Origin of the sequence: Clostridium manihotivorum (assembly GCF_004015185.1) — a bacterium.
Lineage (GTDB): Bacteria > Bacillota > Clostridia > Clostridiales > Clostridiaceae > Clostridium_AR > Clostridium_AR manihotivorum.
The window spans coordinates 799,596-816,707 of sequence record NZ_CP025746.1 but is presented as its reverse complement, the minus strand read 5'-3'; the positions used below and the strand labels follow the sequence as shown (position 1 = coordinate 816,707).

General features: G+C 33.8%; 17 protein-coding genes, 1 tRNA gene and 1 other annotated feature. All 18 genes read right to left on the bottom strand.

Annotated features, from left to right (window positions below; translation table 11 throughout):
- Positions 1-262: 262 nt before the first annotated feature.
- Positions 263-2,305, bottom strand: coding sequence for a glucose-specific PTS transporter subunit IIBC (gene ptsG, locus C1I91_RS03585; RefSeq protein WP_128211265.1), 2,043 nt, complete (start codon positions 2,303-2,305; stop codon positions 263-265).
- Between the two features lie 228 nt (positions 2,306-2,533).
- A complete protein-coding gene (gene licT / locus C1I91_RS03580) occupies positions 2,534-3,385 on the bottom strand; it encodes a BglG family transcription antiterminator LicT (RefSeq protein WP_128211264.1) in 852 nt (283 codons plus the stop codon).
- 446 nt (positions 3,386-3,831) lie between these two features.
- Complete coding sequence (gene rplL, locus C1I91_RS03575) at positions 3,832-4,194, bottom strand: 50S ribosomal protein L7/L12 (protein ID WP_128211263.1); 363 nt, start codon at positions 4,192-4,194, stop codon at positions 3,832-3,834.
- A 50-nt stretch (positions 4,195-4,244) separates the two neighbouring features.
- Positions 4,245-4,748, bottom strand: a complete 504-nt coding sequence (rplJ, locus tag C1I91_RS03570; protein WP_128211262.1) for a 50S ribosomal protein L10 — start codon at positions 4,746-4,748, stop codon at positions 4,245-4,247.
- 38 nt (positions 4,749-4,786) lie between these two features.
- Positions 4,787-4,913 (bottom strand) — a sequence feature (ribosomal protein L10 leader region).
- Positions 4,914-4,955: 42 nt separating this feature from the next.
- Positions 4,956-5,645, bottom strand: coding sequence for a 50S ribosomal protein L1 (rplA, locus tag C1I91_RS03565; RefSeq protein WP_128211261.1), 690 nt, complete (start codon positions 5,643-5,645; stop codon positions 4,956-4,958).
- A gap of 58 nt (positions 5,646-5,703) precedes the next feature.
- Positions 5,704-6,129 carry a 50S ribosomal protein L11 gene (gene rplK, locus C1I91_RS03560; protein ID WP_128211260.1) on the bottom strand — a complete coding sequence of 142 codons (426 nt, stop codon included), beginning with the start codon at positions 6,127-6,129 and terminating at the stop codon, positions 5,704-5,706.
- Between the two features lie 72 nt (positions 6,130-6,201).
- Positions 6,202-6,723, bottom strand: coding sequence for a transcription termination/antitermination protein NusG (gene nusG / locus C1I91_RS03555; RefSeq protein WP_128211259.1), 522 nt, complete (start codon positions 6,721-6,723; stop codon positions 6,202-6,204).
- 39 nt (positions 6,724-6,762) lie between these two features.
- On the bottom strand, positions 6,763-6,996 hold the full coding sequence (secE, locus tag C1I91_RS03550; protein ID WP_128211258.1) for a preprotein translocase subunit SecE: 234 nt from the start codon (positions 6,994-6,996) through the stop codon (positions 6,763-6,765).
- Positions 6,997-7,030: 34 nt separating this feature from the next.
- Positions 7,031-7,180: a 50S ribosomal protein L33 gene (rpmG, locus tag C1I91_RS03545; RefSeq protein ID WP_128211257.1), complete on the bottom strand. Its 150-nt coding sequence runs from the start codon at positions 7,178-7,180 to the stop codon at positions 7,031-7,033.
- A 164-nt stretch (positions 7,181-7,344) separates the two neighbouring features.
- Positions 7,345-8,541 carry an elongation factor Tu gene (gene tuf / locus C1I91_RS03540; RefSeq protein ID WP_128211256.1) on the bottom strand — a complete coding sequence of 399 codons (1,197 nt, stop codon included), beginning with the start codon at positions 8,539-8,541 and terminating at the stop codon, positions 7,345-7,347.
- A 61-nt stretch (positions 8,542-8,602) separates the two neighbouring features.
- Positions 8,603-8,678: transfer RNA gene (locus tag C1I91_RS03535), tRNA-Thr, on the bottom strand.
- A gap of 97 nt (positions 8,679-8,775) precedes the next feature.
- The gene (sigH, locus tag C1I91_RS03530) at positions 8,776-9,414 is read right to left on the bottom strand and encodes an RNA polymerase sporulation sigma factor SigH (RefSeq protein ID WP_128211255.1); all 639 of its coding nucleotides are present in this window, start codon (positions 9,412-9,414) and stop codon (positions 8,776-8,778) included.
- A gap of 437 nt (positions 9,415-9,851) precedes the next feature.
- Entirely contained in the window at positions 9,852-10,724 is an 873-nt protein-coding gene (gene rlmB, locus C1I91_RS03525) for a 23S rRNA (guanosine(2251)-2'-O)-methyltransferase RlmB (RefSeq protein ID WP_128211254.1), read from the bottom strand.
- A gap of 28 nt (positions 10,725-10,752) precedes the next feature.
- A complete protein-coding gene (gene thyX, locus C1I91_RS03520; RefSeq protein WP_205694277.1) occupies positions 10,753-11,517 on the bottom strand; it encodes an FAD-dependent thymidylate synthase in 765 nt (254 codons plus the stop codon).
- A 534-nt stretch (positions 11,518-12,051) separates the two neighbouring features.
- Positions 12,052-12,468: a Mini-ribonuclease 3 gene (locus C1I91_RS03515; protein ID WP_128211252.1), complete on the bottom strand. Its 417-nt coding sequence runs from the start codon at positions 12,466-12,468 to the stop codon at positions 12,052-12,054.
- A 33-nt stretch (positions 12,469-12,501) separates the two neighbouring features.
- On the bottom strand, positions 12,502-14,313 hold the full coding sequence (locus C1I91_RS03510) for a penicillin-binding transpeptidase domain-containing protein (RefSeq protein WP_164880427.1): 1,812 nt from the start codon (positions 14,311-14,313) through the stop codon (positions 12,502-12,504).
- 161 nt (positions 14,314-14,474) lie between these two features.
- Positions 14,475-15,728 carry a glutamate-5-semialdehyde dehydrogenase gene (locus C1I91_RS03505; protein ID WP_164880426.1) on the bottom strand — a complete coding sequence of 418 codons (1,254 nt, stop codon included), beginning with the start codon at positions 15,726-15,728 and terminating at the stop codon, positions 14,475-14,477.
- Between the two features lie 202 nt (positions 15,729-15,930).
- Positions 15,931-17,043 (bottom strand): glutamate 5-kinase, encoded by a 1,113-nt coding sequence (proB, locus tag C1I91_RS03500; RefSeq protein WP_128211250.1) that lies wholly within the window; start codon positions 17,041-17,043, stop codon positions 15,931-15,933.
- Between the last annotated feature and the right edge of the window lie 69 nt (positions 17,044-17,112).

Here is a 17,112-nt window from a genome sequence, read left to right as displayed (position 1 = left end):
TAGTAATTCAATCTAGTTTTTCCATGATAAAGCTTTTATTTTCTTGTCCTTCATTTGAATCCATTATATTATACAGCAAACATCCATGTATTACAGTAAAAAGTACCTTTATCTATCTCACTAACCTATATTTAATCTTTCAATACCATAACTTATAGATGCAGACTTCTGAATAAACATTTTTATATTTTTGCGTAAACTTAGTATTTTATTCTTCCAAAATATAGACCCAGAGAATTTTCCCTAGGTTATATTCCATACTTTATTGTTTTTTTACTATTGATATAACTCCTTTTTCTCCACTAACTACATCTTTATTGCGCGCTATACTTATAGCCTCATCTTCGGACAAATTAGTGAAGATAACTGGGGATATTGTAGACTTGGCATTTGCACTTATATATTCTACATCAATTTTTAATAGCGGATCTCCTTTTTTAACCTTTTGTCCTACCTCCACTATTAGCTCAAATCCCTGGCCTTTTAGATCTACTGTATCAATACCCACATGGATAAGAAGCTCTCTACCATTCGATGCAATCATAGCAAATGCATGTTTGGTTGGAAATATTGAGTCTATAATACCATCTACTGGAGCCACTACAACTCCATCTGTTGGTTCTAATGCAAATCCATCACCCATCAATTTAGATGCAAAAACATCATCTGGAACTTCACTTAAGTCTAATAACTTACCAGTCATAGGCACCACTATACTTTCAATACTGATAACTTCTTTAGCTTCCACCGCCTTTTCAACCGCCAATTCTTCTTTTGCTATAGGTTTTGCAGTAACTCTACCGGATATTATATCGTTTATCTGTGACTTTATAATATCAGACTTAGGGCCAAATATAGCCTGTATATTTTCACCCACTTGCATTACCCCAGCGGCACCAAGTTTCTTTAGCCTGTTACTATCAACCTTTTTAATATCCTTTACCGTAACTCTTAATCTTGTTATGCACGCATCTAACTCTTTAATATTCTGTTTGTTCCCTAACGCAGCTACTATACTTTCAGCTAAATTATCATTATCTCCTTGTGAAACTAAATTTTCATTTTCATCTTCATCTTCTCTACCTGGAGTTTTAAGATTAAACTTTCTTATTACAAATCTAAATCCAACATAGTAAATTACAGCAAACACCAGCCCAACTGGTATAACCAGCCACCATCGTGTCCTATTGGGTATAACGCCAAATAGAATATAGTCAATAGCTCCACCTGAGAATGTCATACCAATCTTTACATTTAATATATTCATTATCATAAACGCTAATCCTGCAAATACACAGTGAACAGCAAATAACGCTGGTGCAACAAATAAAAATGAGAACTCTAAAGGCTCAGTTATTCCTGTTAAGAATGAAGTCAATGCAGCCGAAGCCATTATACTTCCAACTAGAATTTTCTTCTCCGGCTTAGCTTCATGATATATAGCTAACGCAGCAGCTGGCAACCCAAACATCATGAATACAAACTTACCAGTCATGAAGGTTCCAGCTGTAAAAGGAACACCATCATTAAGTTGAGCCATAAATATCTTTTGATCTCCCATAATAAGTTGTCCAGCTTTATTTGTGTATTCTCCAAATTGATACCAGAATGGATTGTAGAATATATGGTGCAAACCAAAAGGAATTAACCCTCTTTCTATAACACCAAAAATAAATGCAGCTAAGGTCTTATTCGTATCAATCATCCCTCTTGAGAAAGCCAAAAGACCATTTTGTATATGAGGCCAAATAAACGTCATTAACAGTCCAACAACTATAGCACCAGCAGCTGTAACTATAGGAACAAATCTCTTACCAGCAAAAAAGCCTAAATATGAAGGCAATTCAATCCTATAATATTTTCTAAACAAACTAGCTGCAATAACACCAATTATTATCCCTCCAAAAACCCCAGTTTGAAGCGTTGGAACTCCTAATATATTTGCATACATAGGATCCTTCAACATGCTATCATTAACACCCAAGAAGGTTCCCATGGTAACATTCATTATTAAAAAACCAACCATTGCCGCTAACCCAGCAACTCCATCACCATCACTTAGACCAACCGCAACACCTACCGCAAATAAAAGAGCAAGATTATTAAACACTATGTTTCCCGCATTCTCCATAACTGAGGCAACAACTTGAAACCAATACCCATTTAATGCAGGTACTAAGTTTAAGAACTGAGGATTTCTAAGCATGTTACCAAAAGCAAGCAACATACCAGCTGCTGGAAGCAGCGCAACTGGAAGCATAAGAGCTTTCCCAACAAGTTGTAAAACCCCGAAAACTTTCTTCATTTCAATTCCCCCTTCATTTTACGATATAAACTCATCTAATATTTAATCCTTTTCAAACAAGGCACTAGTATTCAAAACATCTTATATTATAAAGAATATATGTAAAAATCACCAGCATCCATATACAGTAATTATTTTACCTTCATAAGAAGAAGAGACCCAAATTTATTGCAATAATATATTGAGCAATAAACTTAGGTCTTGCCTGCACACTCAGTAACAACCCTTTTATTCAATTTTAGACCTTATTACACTAATAACTCTATGTATATGCAAACTTAAATAAACCAATTCATCTTCCATGACTTCATAGTTATATTTACTTTCTACAAAAGATTTTATCTTTACAGAACATAGATATGCTTCTTTGTGTTTTTGTTTTACTAAGTCTAAAAATTCGCTATCAGTCTTTCCATTTTTCTCACTAGTTACTATTCTCTTTGCAAAAAACTTCAAGTGAGTTAACAACCTATCGTAATTTAAATCGTCTTCTATAAATTCTACCGAAAAATAATACCTTATTATATTCAATACATCCCTTACAATATTGGTCAATATATAAGATTCGCCAATATTGTCTGTATAACTAGCATTTACTATATGAAGCGTTATAAAACCAGACTCATCTATAGGTAATGCTGTATTTAGCCTCTGATTAATATATTGTACAGCCCATTGCCCTATTTCATATTCTTCCTTATGAACTCTTCTTATTTCTACCAATAAGCTGTTTTGAACAACTATATCATTTGCAAGTCTTTTTATAGCAAAAGCTATATGATCAGCTAAAGCAACATATATATGGTTATCTAATTTACGTTTCAATTTCTCTTCAGCTTTTTTTACTATATCTCCAGTAATATGTATAATCTCTATTGGTATTTCTTCAATAAGTTTCTTAAACTTATCACTATCATTAGGATTATCCATTATAAATATCTTTTCTATTTTACTTTCTTCAACTTCTTGACCTATCTTTTTCTTAAAAGCCAATCCATTACCCATGAGGATCTTTTCCCCTCTGGTTTTGGGATCTACAGTAATTACAACATTGTTATTCAATATTTTTTCTATTATCATAGATTACCCCACTTTCAATTTTAGTATAACTTAGAAAGATAAAATTAATACCTAAATCAAAATCAACTATTAATATGTAATAGTTTACTTTAATTTAGGTATTGCCTGCATATCAGTAACAATCCATACATATAAACACATATATATATAATTATATTAACTGTTATAAACATATCATCGGACATTTAATTTGTCAACAACTAGTTTAGGTTATATACACCATACAAAAACAGCTTATACAGCTTTATTCAACATGCATTTTTTTGCTCATAAGACTTTCTCAATATATGTATACGAAAAATATGTCTGTACAATAAGCTTTTCACTACATATGCTAAAAAGCTATTATAACACCTTAATATCACTAGATTGGCTAATAACCATTTTGTAATTTGCTAATACATTAAATAAAGACACTGCTTTATAGCAGTGTCTCTAGTTAAAGACTACTTTATTTCTACAGCAGCTCCAACTTCAGCTAACTTAGCTTTCATAGCTTCAGCATCTTCCTTTGAAACGCCTTCTTTAAGTGTCTTAGGAGCTCCGTCAACTATTTCCTTAGCTTCCTTTAATCCAAGACCAGTTATTTCTCTAACTGCCTTTATAACCTTTATCTTTTCAGCACCAGCACTAGCTAATACTACGTCGAATTCAGTCTTTTCTTCTGCAGCAGGAGCAGCAGCGCCACCAGCAACAGCAACAGGAGCAGCAGCACTAACTCCAAATTCTTCTTCACAAGCCTTTACTAATTCATTTAATTCTAAAACAGTCATACTCTTTATAGCTTCGATTATTTGTTCCTTATTCATGTTTCGCACCTCCGAAATTTTTCAGTTAATTTATATTTAGTTCTTCAAGATTATTCAGCAGATTCTGCTTCTTTCTTGTCTTTTACAGCATTTAATAAGTAAGCAAGATTTGATAGTGGAGCCTTGAAGCTTCCAAGAAGTTTTGCAATAAGAACTTCTTTTGATGGTATTGATGCAAGTTGGTTAACCTTATCTTGATCGAATATATCTCCATCAACTATACCTGCTTTAAGTTCAAGCTTCTTATGAGTTTTAGCGAAATCAGCTAAAATTCTTGCAGGAGCTGTAACATCTTCATATCCAAATGCTATAGCAACTGGTCCTTCAAGATATTGAACAATACCTTCATGACCTAGTTCTTTAGCAGCTAATGTAACCATAGTGTTCTTATAAACCTTATATTCTACACCAGCTTCTCTTAAAGCTTTTCTTAATTCAGTATCTTCTTCAACTGTCAAACCTTGATAGTCTGCAAGAATAACTGCTTGAGCTTTCTCTAACTTTTCTTTAATTTCAGCAACTTTTGCTTCTTTTAATTCTCTATTCTTGTTCATTACTGTGTGTCCACCTCCTCACAGTTTACAACTGCTTTATATAAATAAGAAAGGTCTTTCCGCAGACATACGAAAAGACCATTACATACTGTATTGGAATCCTCGGCAGGTTGTTTTACGTTATGCATACGCACCTACTATCTACGGAAATATATTCTCTTTTAACAACAAAAAATATTATACTAGATTGAACTTATTAAGTCAATACTATTCTAAAACTTTTGTTGGGTTAACTTTAACTCCAGGTCCCATTGTAGCTGAAAGTGAAACTGACTTAACGTATTGTCCCTTTGCAGCTGATGGCTTAGCCTTTATTACAGCTTCCATTAATGTGTGGAAGTTATCTGCTAACTTTTCTACGCCAAATGAAGCCTTTCCTATTGGACAGTGAACAATAGCAGTTTTGTCAACTCTATATTCAACCTTACCAGCCTTAATTTCAGCTATAGCTTTAGCAACATCAAATGTTACTGTACCTGACTTAGGGTTTGGCATTAATCCCTTAGGTCCTAAAACTCTACCTAATCTACCAACAACACCCATCATATCTGGAGTAGCTACTACTACATCATAATCGAACCAGTTTTCGTTTTGGATTCTTGAAACTAATTCTTCAGCTCCAACGAAATCTGCTCCTGCAGCTTCTGCTTCCTTAGCCTTATCGCCCTTAGCAAAAACTAATACTTTCACGCTTTTACCAGTTCCGTGTGGAAGAACAACAGCTCCTCTAACTTGTTGGTCAGCATGTCTTGGGTCAACCCCTAATCTTACATGAATTTCTATAGTTTCATCAAACTTAGCTTTAGCAGTTTTTATAGATAATTCTAAAGCTTCTGCTGGTGAATATAATGCGCTCTTATCAACTAACTTTGCGCTTTCTACGTACTTCTTACCCATTTATATAAGCCTCCTTCGTGGTATTAACGGTAAGTACCTCCCACCGATTTAGTGAATATTATTCTTCAACAACTACACCCATACTTCTAGCAGTACCTGCTATCATACTCATAGCAGCTTCTACTGATGCTGCGTTTAAGTCTGGCATCTTTAATTCAGCTATTTTTCTAACTTGTTCCTTTGTTATCTTACCAACCTTAGTTCTGTTTGGTACTCCTGAACCACTTTCTAATCCTAGCTCCTTCTTTATAAGAACGGCAGCTGGAGGAGTTTTAAGAATAAAGCTGAAAGATCTATCTTGATATACAGTAATAACAACTGGTATTATAAGACCAGCTTTATCAGCTGTTTTTGCATTGAATTCCTTACAGAATCCCATAATGTTAACACCGTGTTGTCCTAATGCTGGACCAACTGGTGGTGCTGGTGTTGCCTTTCCTGCAGGAAGTTGTAATTTGATCATTCCTGTTACTTTCTTAGCCATGAGTTATTCCTCCTATACTGTGGTAATTTCGGACTTACGCCCTCCCACTTGATTAAGACGTTAGTCTGATTATTAATCTAATTTTTCTACTTGGTGGAAATCAAGTTCAGCTAGTGTTTCTCTGCCAAACATGTCAACCAAGGCCTTAACCTTGTGCTTTTCTAGATTTATTTCTTGAATTGTCGCCATAAAGTCTTTTATAGGACCAGAAATAATTCTAATCGTTTCTCCTACCTCTAAGTCGATATCCACTGGAGTTTCGTTTACTCCCATAGATTCTACCTCTTCATCGGTAAGCGGAACTGGTTTTGATCCAGGTCCAACAAATCCTGTGACTCCTCTTGTATTTCTAACGACATACCAAGAGTCATCAGTCATAACCATTTTTACTAACACATATCCCGGGAACTTCTTTTTCTGAGTTACTTTTTGTTTACCATCTTTTTCTTCAATCACTTCTTCCATAGGAACTTGAACGTCCTGAAAAAATGATTGTAGGTTTCTATTTTCAATGGCTTTTTCAAGGTTAGCTTTAACCTTATTCTCATAGCCAGAATATGTGTGTACTACGTACCATCTAGCTCTTTCACTCATAATTTATCAGATGGATACAAATCCATCCAAACCTCCCTTTTATTTCTTAAGTTTGAAAATTAAATCAAAGAGGTTTTGTAATATAAAGTCTACTCCGCCTACGAGTACCATGTACACTAGAGCGAAAATTAATACTGCTATAAACGCCTTCTTTAATTCGTCTTTGGACGGCCAAGTTATTCTAGTAACTTCTGCCTTAACCTCTCTTAAAAACTTAACTAAGCCTGCTTCTTTTTTAGATTCAGGTTGCTTAACCTTCCCATTTACAGCCATAAGTTCACATCCTTAACAAAGTGTATAAAATAAATTACTTTGTCTCTCTATGAAGAGTATGCTTCTTGCAGAACTTGCAGTACTTCTTCATTTCTAATCTATCTGGGTCGTTCTTCTTGTTCTTCATTGAATTGTAGTTTCTTTGCTTACATTCTGTGCATGCTAAAGTTACTTTCACTCTCATGATCTGCACCTCCAGTCAAATAAATAATGGGCATAAAAAAATAAAACTCGTTTAAACTATGAGTTTGTTACTCAATAAACTTATCATAAATACATCATTGTGTCAAGAAATCATGACTATCTAAAGGACTAGGTTATTTAACCCAGCCCTTATTTACAGTATTATTATTTAGCAATAATGCTAGTAACAACACCTGAACCTACAGTTCTTCCACCTTCTCTTATAGCGAATCTTAATCCTTCATCCATCGCTACTTGAGTTATTAATTCAACATTCATGTCAATGTGGTCTCCAGGCATAACCATTTCCATTCCTTCTGGTAACTTGATTGATCCTGTAACGTCTGTTGTTCTGAAGTAGAATTGTGGTCTGTATCCATCGAAGAATGGTGTATGTCTTCCGCCTTCTTCTTTCTTAAGTACGTATACTTGACCTACGAACTTGTCGTGTGGATTTACTGATCCTGTCTTAGCTAATACTTGACCTCTTTCGATGTCTGTTCTTTGTACACCTCTTAATAGAGCTCCTATATTATCTCCTGCTTGTGCTTCATCTAGTAACTTTCTGAACATTTCTATTCCTGTTACTACTGTCTTTCTTCTTTCTTCTGAAAGACCTATTATTTCAACTTCTTCACCTACATGTAGTATTCCCTTTTCAACTCTTCCTGTTGCAACTGTTCCTCTACCTGTGATTGTGAATACATCTTCTATTGGCATTAAGAATGGCTTATCTGTTGCTCTTTCTGGTGTTGGGATATAGCTATCTACTGCATCCATTAACTCAGTTATGCATGCTGTTGCATCTGCATCTGTTGGGTTTTCTAATGCTTTTAATGCTGATCCCTTTATTACTGGAATGTCATCTCCTGGGAAGTTGTACTCGCTTAATAGTTCTCTAACTTCCATTTCAACTAATTCTAATAATTCTTCGTCGTCAACCATATCTGCTTTATTTAAGAATACTACTATATAGTCAACACCAACTCTTGATGCTAGTAGTATATGTTCTCTTGTTTGTGGCATTGGGCCGTCTGCAGCTGATACTACTAGTATAGCTCCATCCATTTGTGCTGCTCCTGTTATCATGTTCTTAACATAGTCAGCATGTCCTGGACAGTCAACGTGAGCATAATGTCTGTTTTCTGTTTGGTACTCAACGTGTGCTGTGTTGATTGTGATTCCTCTTTCTTTTTCTTCTGGCGCCTTATCTATTTCGTCATACTTAAATGCTTCTGCAAATCCCTTGTTTGCTAATACTGTTGTGATTGCAGCTGTTAATGTTGTCTTACCGTGGTCTACGTGTCCTATTGTTCCGATATTTACGTGTGGCTTATTTCTTTCAAATTTAGACTTTGCCATTGTATGTTCCTCCTTTTTTAAATTGATAAACTTTGCCTAGCGTTTTGTATATTCCAAAAAATGGAGCTCACGAACGGGATCGAACCGTCGACCTCCACCTTACCAAGGTGACGCTCTACCTACTGAGCTACGTGAGCAGTTTTATATAATATATTTATAATTGTTATATAACATATACCAATTATAAAGTTTACTACCATTATTTTTTTTTGTCAATATTTTTTGTATTTTGTATTATTTAATATTTAAACATTTTTCTAATTTTCTCTTAACCCTTTGAAGAGCATTGTCTATGGACTTTGCTTGCCTATCTAAATCACAAGCAATTTCCTGGTACGACTTTCCATCTAAGTAAGACATGAGAACTTCCATTTCTAAATCTGAGAGCACCCGTCCCATCTCTTTTTCTATATGAAGCATTTCTTCTTTACTTATTATTAATTCCTCAGGATCTGTTATCTTAAGTCCAGACAACACATCTAATAGAGTTCTATCAGACTCTTCATCATATATGGGCTTATTAAGGGAAACATAGGTATTAAGAGGAATATGCTTCTGCCTAGTTGCAGTTTTTATTGCTGTTATGATTTGTCTAGTGACGCATATCTCAGCAAATGCTTTAAAAGAGGTAAGCTTTTCAGGATTAAAATCTCTAATAGATTTATATAACCCTATCATACCTTCTTGATATATGTCTTCCTTGTCTGCTCCTATAAGAAAATATGATTTTGCCTTTGTCTTAACAAAATTTTCGTATTTATTTATCAGATATTCCTGTGCATTAGTATTACCATTCTTAGCCCTAATTACTACTTCCTCATCAGAAATTTCTTTAAATTCAATAAAGCTACCATCTTTACCTCTCGCCTCCACATTATCCCCCCTTAAAACGCTGATGCTACTTACATAATTATAAAACAGTCAATCTCTCTAAGTCAAGTAAATTCAACGATTCCTGAGTATTTTCTCAACTTCTTCCAGTATATTTTCCTCTACACTATATTCCAAAAGATTCTTTTACTTCAATTTATTGCTCTAAGACTTTTTATTATATTATTATCTACAAATAATATTCCATTATAAAATTCCAAACAATACATTTTTTTAAGTTACTTCGAAATACATCTTATTCTTCAATAAGAACTGCAGTTACTAGGAAAAGCTTTAGTTTTATTTTAAGGCTATTTTTAATAATATTGTTGAAATTAAGCGGTCATGAAGGAGATGCTATATGAGCGGGCTATTAGCGCAAGCTCATCTACGCATAGGATGACTGACCACTTAATTTCAACACGGTACTTTAATAGAGTCTATTTTGAAAGCCTTGATTTTAGAATCTCATACATCATTATCCCACCTGCAACTGAAGCATTTAAAGAATTTATCTTTCCAACCATAGGTATCTTAACTAATTTATCGCACTTATCTTTTGTAAGTTTAGACATACCCCTGCCTTCACTTCCAATAATTAAAGCGCATGGACCTGAGAAATCAGTTTCATATGAATAGGAATCCCCATCTATCTCAGCACCATAGACCCATATTCCTAATTCTTTAAGTTCATCGATAACAGTGTTAATATTCGTAACCTTAGCTATCTTCATATGTTCAATAGCACCAGCAGCAGACTTGTATACTGTAGCAGTTACTCCTACATTCCTTCTTTTAGGTATTATTATCCCATGAACACCTGAAAGTTCTGCAGTCCTTACTATTGATCCAAGGTTATGTGGATCTTCTAACTCATCTAGTATTACTATAAAAGGTTTTTCTCCCTTCTCCTCAGCGTATCTCAAAATATCTTCTACCTCTGAGTACTTAAATGGCGTTACTATTGCGATAACGCCTTGATGCGCTCCAGTTTCACTTATTGAGTCAAGCTTTTTTCTATCCACTTCTTTTATAACTATTTTCTTTTCTCTTGCTATAGCTATAACTTTATTAATAGATCCTTCCATATTACCGCTAGCTATCAATATTTGTTCTATAGTTCTATCTGATTTAAGCGCCTCTATTACTGCATTTCTACCTTCAACTATATCTTCTCTAATAGGAGCATCTATTTCCCTTCGTTCTTCTCTTATATTCTTTTTGCTACTTTCAACTTTGTCATTCTTTATTCCCTTTTTATAGTCACTTTTAAATTCATTTCTGTTATTACTTCTATTTATCCTTTGAGCCATTATCTATCCCACTCCTTAACACGTATTTCTATATACTTAAGTATTTTCCCCTAACTTCTGTTATTTTACCACAAGTCATCTTCCCTTCAGGACAAGCTCCAGATACACAATTAGGACCAGCTTTGCTAAATAAAGTTGGGCAAACCTCCTTTACCTCTTGTAGCATCCTATCAGCCATTTCTCTTATCTCCCATTGGGCTCTATTACAGCATCTGTGATGGAAAAAGTTCATTAAACTTCTGGCATTCATAGTGAATACCAATTTAGTCTCACATGCATTTGGAAATACATATCTAGCATCCTCTATAGACTTTTTCTCAGCACTTTTATCATCTATTCCATCCTTTATATACTTATCTTTTAAAATGCAAACAAGTTTTTCGTAGGCTTTCTGACTTTCTTCCATGGCATTTATATATATAATCTTTGTAGCTTCATTTTCTTCTATACTTGGAGGTATTATGTATTCAAATTGTGATAACTTAACATACCTTTGACTCTGTTGAGAGTATGAGGCTATTCTATGTCTAACTAATTGATGACTTAAACTTCTTGAAACACCTTCAACAGCAAAAGTAAATGATATATGTTCAATAGGAGATTCATGACCTATTGAAATAAGCATATTTAAAAACTTTTCTGTATTCTCATCATTTAGATTGTCCATTATAGAATCAATACCAACTGAACTATAACAAAGTTTTGCTGCGGATGCAATAACTTTCTCAGCATCTGGTGTATGTTGTATTAACTTAACTTTTAAACTCAAAACTTTCACTCCCCTTATCAACATAACTCTAGTAGAGAAACTTCGCTTAACTACAATCTTATTAGAGCTTCTCTCTATTTTATATCCAATATTATTAATTTTATATTACCAACTCTTAATCTTTGCCATCACTTAAATAAAAAAGTGTATTCTAATACTATCAACTCTGAAAGTCAAAATTATTTTATTAAAAACCTCTTATTCCCTAGACAGTAAAAAAGTCGCTGAAGCGACCTTCTTTAGTGACTTTTTTCAAATCTAACTTTTACGTAAGGAATGTAAGGATTTATGCCATGCCACATAAGTTCTCTTTTTTATTTTTTCTCTAATATGTAGATTTAAGTCATCTATAGATACTTAAACACAACTTTGTCTTTCATAGTAAACACCTAAAGAATTAAAGCCTTAAAAATTCAGCTATGCTTAATTTCAACACGGTACTTTAACAGAGCCAAAACTTTATATAAAGTTTTAATTATATATTTATATAAATATATAGTAATCATGCGGGTTTAGGCTAATTAATAAATACAAGGCTCTGCATGATTACAGTATTATTTATATCTTAATTATTTCTACACTTTTATTCAAAACAAAAAGCAATCTTTCCTTATCTCCAATTAGATACAAATATCCAACCAAAGCTTCAAAACCTGTGGCTGCTCTATACTCTATGACATCAGCGTTTTTAGGTACTGTTCCAGACTTGGCATTTCTTCCTCTTTTGAAGATATATATTTCATCTTCATTAAGCTCTTTTTCCAGCACCTTCATGATTTCACTTTGTCCATGAGCTTTCACATAATGAATTGCTTTAACATGTATCTTATGGGCTGATAACTCTTTATTACTATTTAATATATAACTTCTAATAAAAACTTCATAAACCCCATCTCCAACAAGTGCTAGCTGAAGCGGATTTAGTCTCCTCGCCTCTTCTTTAGTAAACTTTTTTATAAGCAAATCTTCTATCATTATTTCTCCCTTAAACCTTAACTTTTTATATATTTACTTCTTACTAGGATCAAAACCTATTGCATTGAATATTTGTTGGAATAGATCATGAGCAAGTGGTGCTGCAACTTCTCCTCCCATATGCTCAACTCCTTCTGGTGAGTCGATAGCTATCAAAAGACTAATCTTAGGATCATTATACGGAGCTCCTCCTATGAAAGATGCTACTACATTCTTAGGATCATAGCCTTTACCGCCTATGTTGGCTTTTTCAGCAGTTCCTGTTTTTCCAGCTACACCATATCCATCTAAATATGCAAGTTTACCTGATCCCTTAGATACTGTTTCTTCTAAAAATCCTGCCATAGTATTAGCAGTTTTCTGGCTTATTACTTGCCTGCTATTTTTTTCTTCATAGGTAGATACTATCTTTCTGTTTCCATTAGCGTCAACTTCTGAAAGATTCTTCAAGAAGTGAGGTGTAGTATACACTCCATTATTTAGTATAGCATTTATAGCTCCTATTAACTGTACCATAGATGCAGCATCAGTCTGTCCAAAAGATATTGTTGCAAGGTCCATATTGCTCACCTTTTCTGTAGACTTTACTATACCTGTAGTTTCTCCTGGAAAATCAATTCCAGTAGTCTTACCAAAACCAAACTTAGAAATATATTCATTCATCTTCTCTTTACCAACTCTTCTACCAAGCTCAATGAATCCTGGATTACAAGAATTTTTAAGTAAATCTACTAGATTTTCAGCTCCATGTCCATCATGCTTCCAACAATCTATCCTATGTCCATCAACAATAGCATAACCTGGATCAAAAAACTGATCATCTCTAAAGGTCTTTCCTTCTTCTAATGCAGCAGACATTGTAACTATCTTAAAGGTTGAACCTGGTTCAAAAGCATCACTTACCACTCCATTTCTAGTAATCTGCGCAAACTGCTTACTGTCAGTAACACCTTTGTTAGGTTCATTAGGATTGAAGTCAGGCTTATTGACCATAGCAAGTATTTCACCAGTTTTAGGATTAGTGACAATTATCCTTACACTTTTAGGTTTCTTATCCACCATGGCTTTTTCAGCTATTTTTTCAGCCACATATTGTATTCTGGAATCTATGGTTGTAGTTAAATCCTTCCCATTTATAGCTTGTGTAAACACTTGATCAGAATACGGAAGTTTTTGTGACTTTCTATCAACTTCAGTTATACTTATTCCCGGAACTCCAGTAAGATCTTTATTATAATATTGTTCTAATCCAAATACTCCTTTACCATCTAGATCTACCCCACCCAACACTTGTGCCAGAAAATTATTATTGGGATAATATCTATTAGTATCATTTTCTATAAGAACAAAGTTATATTTCTTACTGTCTCTTAACTTCTTTATTTTATCGATTTTATCCTTCTCAACCTTTCTCGCAAGAGGTATACCTCTTAGATAAGCCCCTTCCTTATTAGTTTGCTCTAGAAACTTTCTCACTTCATCTTTATCTTTTCCTAATATCTGAGCAAAATTACTTGATATATCATCAAGTGTTTCCTTAATTCTTTCAGTGTCTTTGCCCCCTTTGATAAGTGCATAATTATGAACTTCTTCCAAATCCAAGCTTACCTTGTACACATCTCCACTAGTTGCAAGCAGGTCCCCATTTGTATCTAGTATACTTCCTCTCTTGGGAGCAATAGTTTGCTGATATGAGGTTTGAGATTCAGCTTTAGCTACAAGAAAACTCTTTTTAACTATCATCAAATATCCCAATCTAAAGAATAAAACAAAAAACATAAAGGTAATAATCCCTATAACCACAAAAGATCTTCTTGTATTATTAATAGTATTTTTCTGCTTCATCATGAACCTCCCAATAACTCATAAAAATATATAATCTATAATTATATTTAAAATATCCATTTTCTATTACTACTCTATTTTAAATCATATTACAGATTTTTTATATAAAAATTTAAAGAGTAGCATACGCTACTCTAATAAAATTAAAAATTCCTTTAAACTTATTTCCTAATTTGACCATCACCATAGATCAAATATTTATAAGAGGTTAATTCTTTTAATCCCATTGGACCTCTAGCATGAAGCTTTTGAGTCGATATTCCTATCTCAGCACCAAAACCAAATTCTCCTCCATCAGTAAATCTCGTAGATGCATTAACATAAACTGCTGCTGCATCTACTTCCTTTAGGAATCTTTGAGAATTTGTATAGTTTTCAGTTATTATTGATTCTGAATGCTTTGTACCATATTTATATATATGCTCTAAAGCTTCATCAAGATTTTCAACAATTTTAACAGCTAAAATTAAATCAAGATATTCTGTGGACCAATCTTCTTCAGTTGCCTGTTTGCAGTTTATTAATCCCACTGTTTCAGAACAACCTCTTAGTTCTACATTTTTCTCCTCTAGCCTCTTCTTAAGGTTAGGCAATATAAGCTCAGCAACCTTCTTGTGAATAAGAATAGTCTCTATAGCATTACACACCCCAGGTCTGTGTGTTTTTGCATTTACAATTATCTCTATAGCCTTTTGTAAATCAGCACTGTCGTCCACAAACACATGGCAGTTTCCTACTCCAGTTTCTATTACTGGTACAGTAGCATTTTCCACAACCTTCTTTATTAGACTAGAGCCACCTCTAGGTATCAAAACATCTATATAACTATTAAGCTTTAGCATTATATCCACAACTTCTCTATCCGTAATATCAATAAAGTTTACAACACCTTTAGGTAGACCACTTCCTACTGCAGTCTGAGCTATTATGTCAGATATAACTATGTTTGAATGAATAGCTTCAGATCCTCCTCTAAGGATACAGCTGTTGCCACTCTTTATGCACAAAGCTGCGGCATCTATAGTAACATTAGGTCTAGCTTCATATATTATGCCTACTACTCCTAAAGGTACTCTTATCTTTGATATCTTAAGTTCATTGTAAGTTTTAAAACCTTCTATTACTTCACCAATAGGGTCTTGTAAGCCTGCTACATCTTCAACCGCAGAAGCCATTGCTTCTATTCTATTCTCATCTAATAAGAGTCTATCTAATATAGCCTTTGATAATCCTTTTTTCTTTCCATTATCTATATCTTTTTGATTTTCTTCTATTATGCGTTTTGTATTTTCTCGGATTGCTTTTGATATATTTATCAACGCTTTATTCTTGTCTTCAGCACTTACATTTGCCATAAATCTTGCTGCCTCTTTTGAAGCTATCCCTTTATTTATCATATATTCTTTGTAATCCACTATTTAAACCTCCTTATTTATAATTCTACGTTTCCATTAAAGACTGTTTTATTGAATTTATTTATACCGACCTTTGACTATGTTTAATAATATTGTTGAAATTAAGTGATTATGAAGGAGATTCTATACGAGCAATCTATTAGAATTAAAGCAGTGTATGCCTTACCACTGAATTTCAACACGGTACTTTAAGTCTCTTTATTTAAAACAAAGACATATTATTTACATGAATAATTTCATCATAATGCTTATAACCTAATATTTCTTCAATATACTTAGTATCTCTTCCAATTATTGAAACTAGATCCTTAGAGTTATAGCTAACAATACCATGCCCTATTTTATTTCTATTACTACCCAGAATACTTACTACATCACCTTCATCAAATCTTCCTTCTACTTCTAATATTCCTTTAGGAAGGAGGCTCTTATGTTTTTTTAATGCCTCTTCTGCTCCAGCATCTATCACTATACTAGCTTTTGGAGATGCCTCGTAAGCTAGCCAATGCTGCCTTCCCTTCATAGGCTTTGCATTCCCTTGAAAATACGTTCCTATATTCTCACCGTTTACTGCTCTTGTTATGCTATCATTTAAGCCTCCATTACATATTATCATTGAGACCCCTGATGAGCTACATATCTTAGCAGCATGAAGCTTTGTTATCATTCCTCCAGTGCCAAGCCTTGAACCAGCACCTCTAGCATAACTTTCAATTTCTTCTGTTATACTCTCTACGTAATCAATTATCTTTGCATCTTTATTATCTTTTGGATTGCTATCATACAAACCATCTATATCCGATAAAATTACAAGAAGATCTGCATCAACAAAGGATGCCACCATTGCTGAAAGACTATCATTGTCACCAAACTTTATTTCATCTACAACTAAAGCATCATTTTCATTCACGATAGGAATAGCACCTATATCTAGTAAAGTGAAAAAGGTATTTCTTCCGTTTAAATATCGCTTTCTATCTCCTATATCTTCTCTAGTCATAAGTATCTGACCAGTTACTTTGTTGTACTCTGAAAATAACTTCTGGTACATATGAATTAAAGTTACCTGCCCCACTGCCGCACAAGCCTGCTTTTCTGGTATAGTCTTAGGCCTTTCCTTATACCCCAAAGCACTAGCCCCAGTCCCTATAGCACCGGAGGTAACTAATATAATTTCTAATCCTCTATTGTGTAAATCCGCAATTTGCCTAACTATATTCTCCATCTTAACCAAGTTAAGATTTCCATTATCATATGTAAGAGTAGAGGTTCCTACTTTTATTACAACCTTTTTTATATTTTCTAGATTTCTCACAATTGTTTCCCCATTCCTGCATCTTTAATATAATTTTTAAAAATCTATTTTTTGAGAACTTATATAAAT

Coding starts and splice junctions, on each gene's coding strand:
- ptsG (WP_128211265.1), bottom strand. CDS start 2,305: ATGAAGAAAGTTTTCGGGGTTTTACAACTTGTTGGGAAAGCTCTTATG.
- licT (WP_128211264.1), bottom strand. CDS start 3,385: ATGATAATAGAAAAAATATTGAATAACAATGTTGTAATTACTGTAGAT.
- rplL (WP_128211263.1), bottom strand. CDS start 4,194: ATGAATAAGGAACAAATAATCGAAGCTATAAAGAGTATGACTGTTTTA.
- rplJ (WP_128211262.1), bottom strand. CDS start 4,748: ATGAACAAGAATAGAGAATTAAAAGAAGCAAAAGTTGCTGAAATTAAA.
- rplA (WP_128211261.1), bottom strand. CDS start 5,645: ATGGGTAAGAAGTACGTAGAAAGCGCAAAGTTAGTTGATAAGAGCGCA.
- rplK (WP_128211260.1), bottom strand. CDS start 6,129: ATGGCTAAGAAAGTAACAGGAATGATCAAATTACAACTTCCTGCAGGA.
- nusG (WP_128211259.1), bottom strand. CDS start 6,723: ATGAGTGAAAGAGCTAGATGGTACGTAGTACACACATATTCTGGCTAT.
- secE (WP_128211258.1), bottom strand. CDS start 6,996: ATGGCTGTAAATGGGAAGGTTAAGCAACCTGAATCTAAAAAAGAAGCA.
- rpmG (WP_128211257.1), bottom strand. CDS start 7,180: ATGAGAGTGAAAGTAACTTTAGCATGCACAGAATGTAAGCAAAGAAAC.
- tuf (WP_128211256.1), bottom strand. CDS start 8,541: ATGGCAAAGTCTAAATTTGAAAGAAATAAGCCACACGTAAATATCGGA.
- rlmB (WP_128211254.1), bottom strand. CDS start 10,724: ATGGCTCAAAGGATAAATAGAAGTAATAACAGAAATGAATTTAAAAGT.
- thyX (WP_205694277.1), bottom strand. CDS start 11,517: ATGTTGATAAGGGGAGTGAAAGTTTTGAGTTTAAAAGTTAAGTTAATA.
- C1I91_RS03515 (WP_128211252.1), bottom strand. CDS start 12,468: ATGATAGAAGATTTGCTTATAAAAAAGTTTACTAAAGAAGAGGCGAGG.
- C1I91_RS03510 (WP_164880427.1), bottom strand. CDS start 14,313: ATGAAGCAGAAAAATACTATTAATAATACAAGAAGATCTTTTGTGGTT.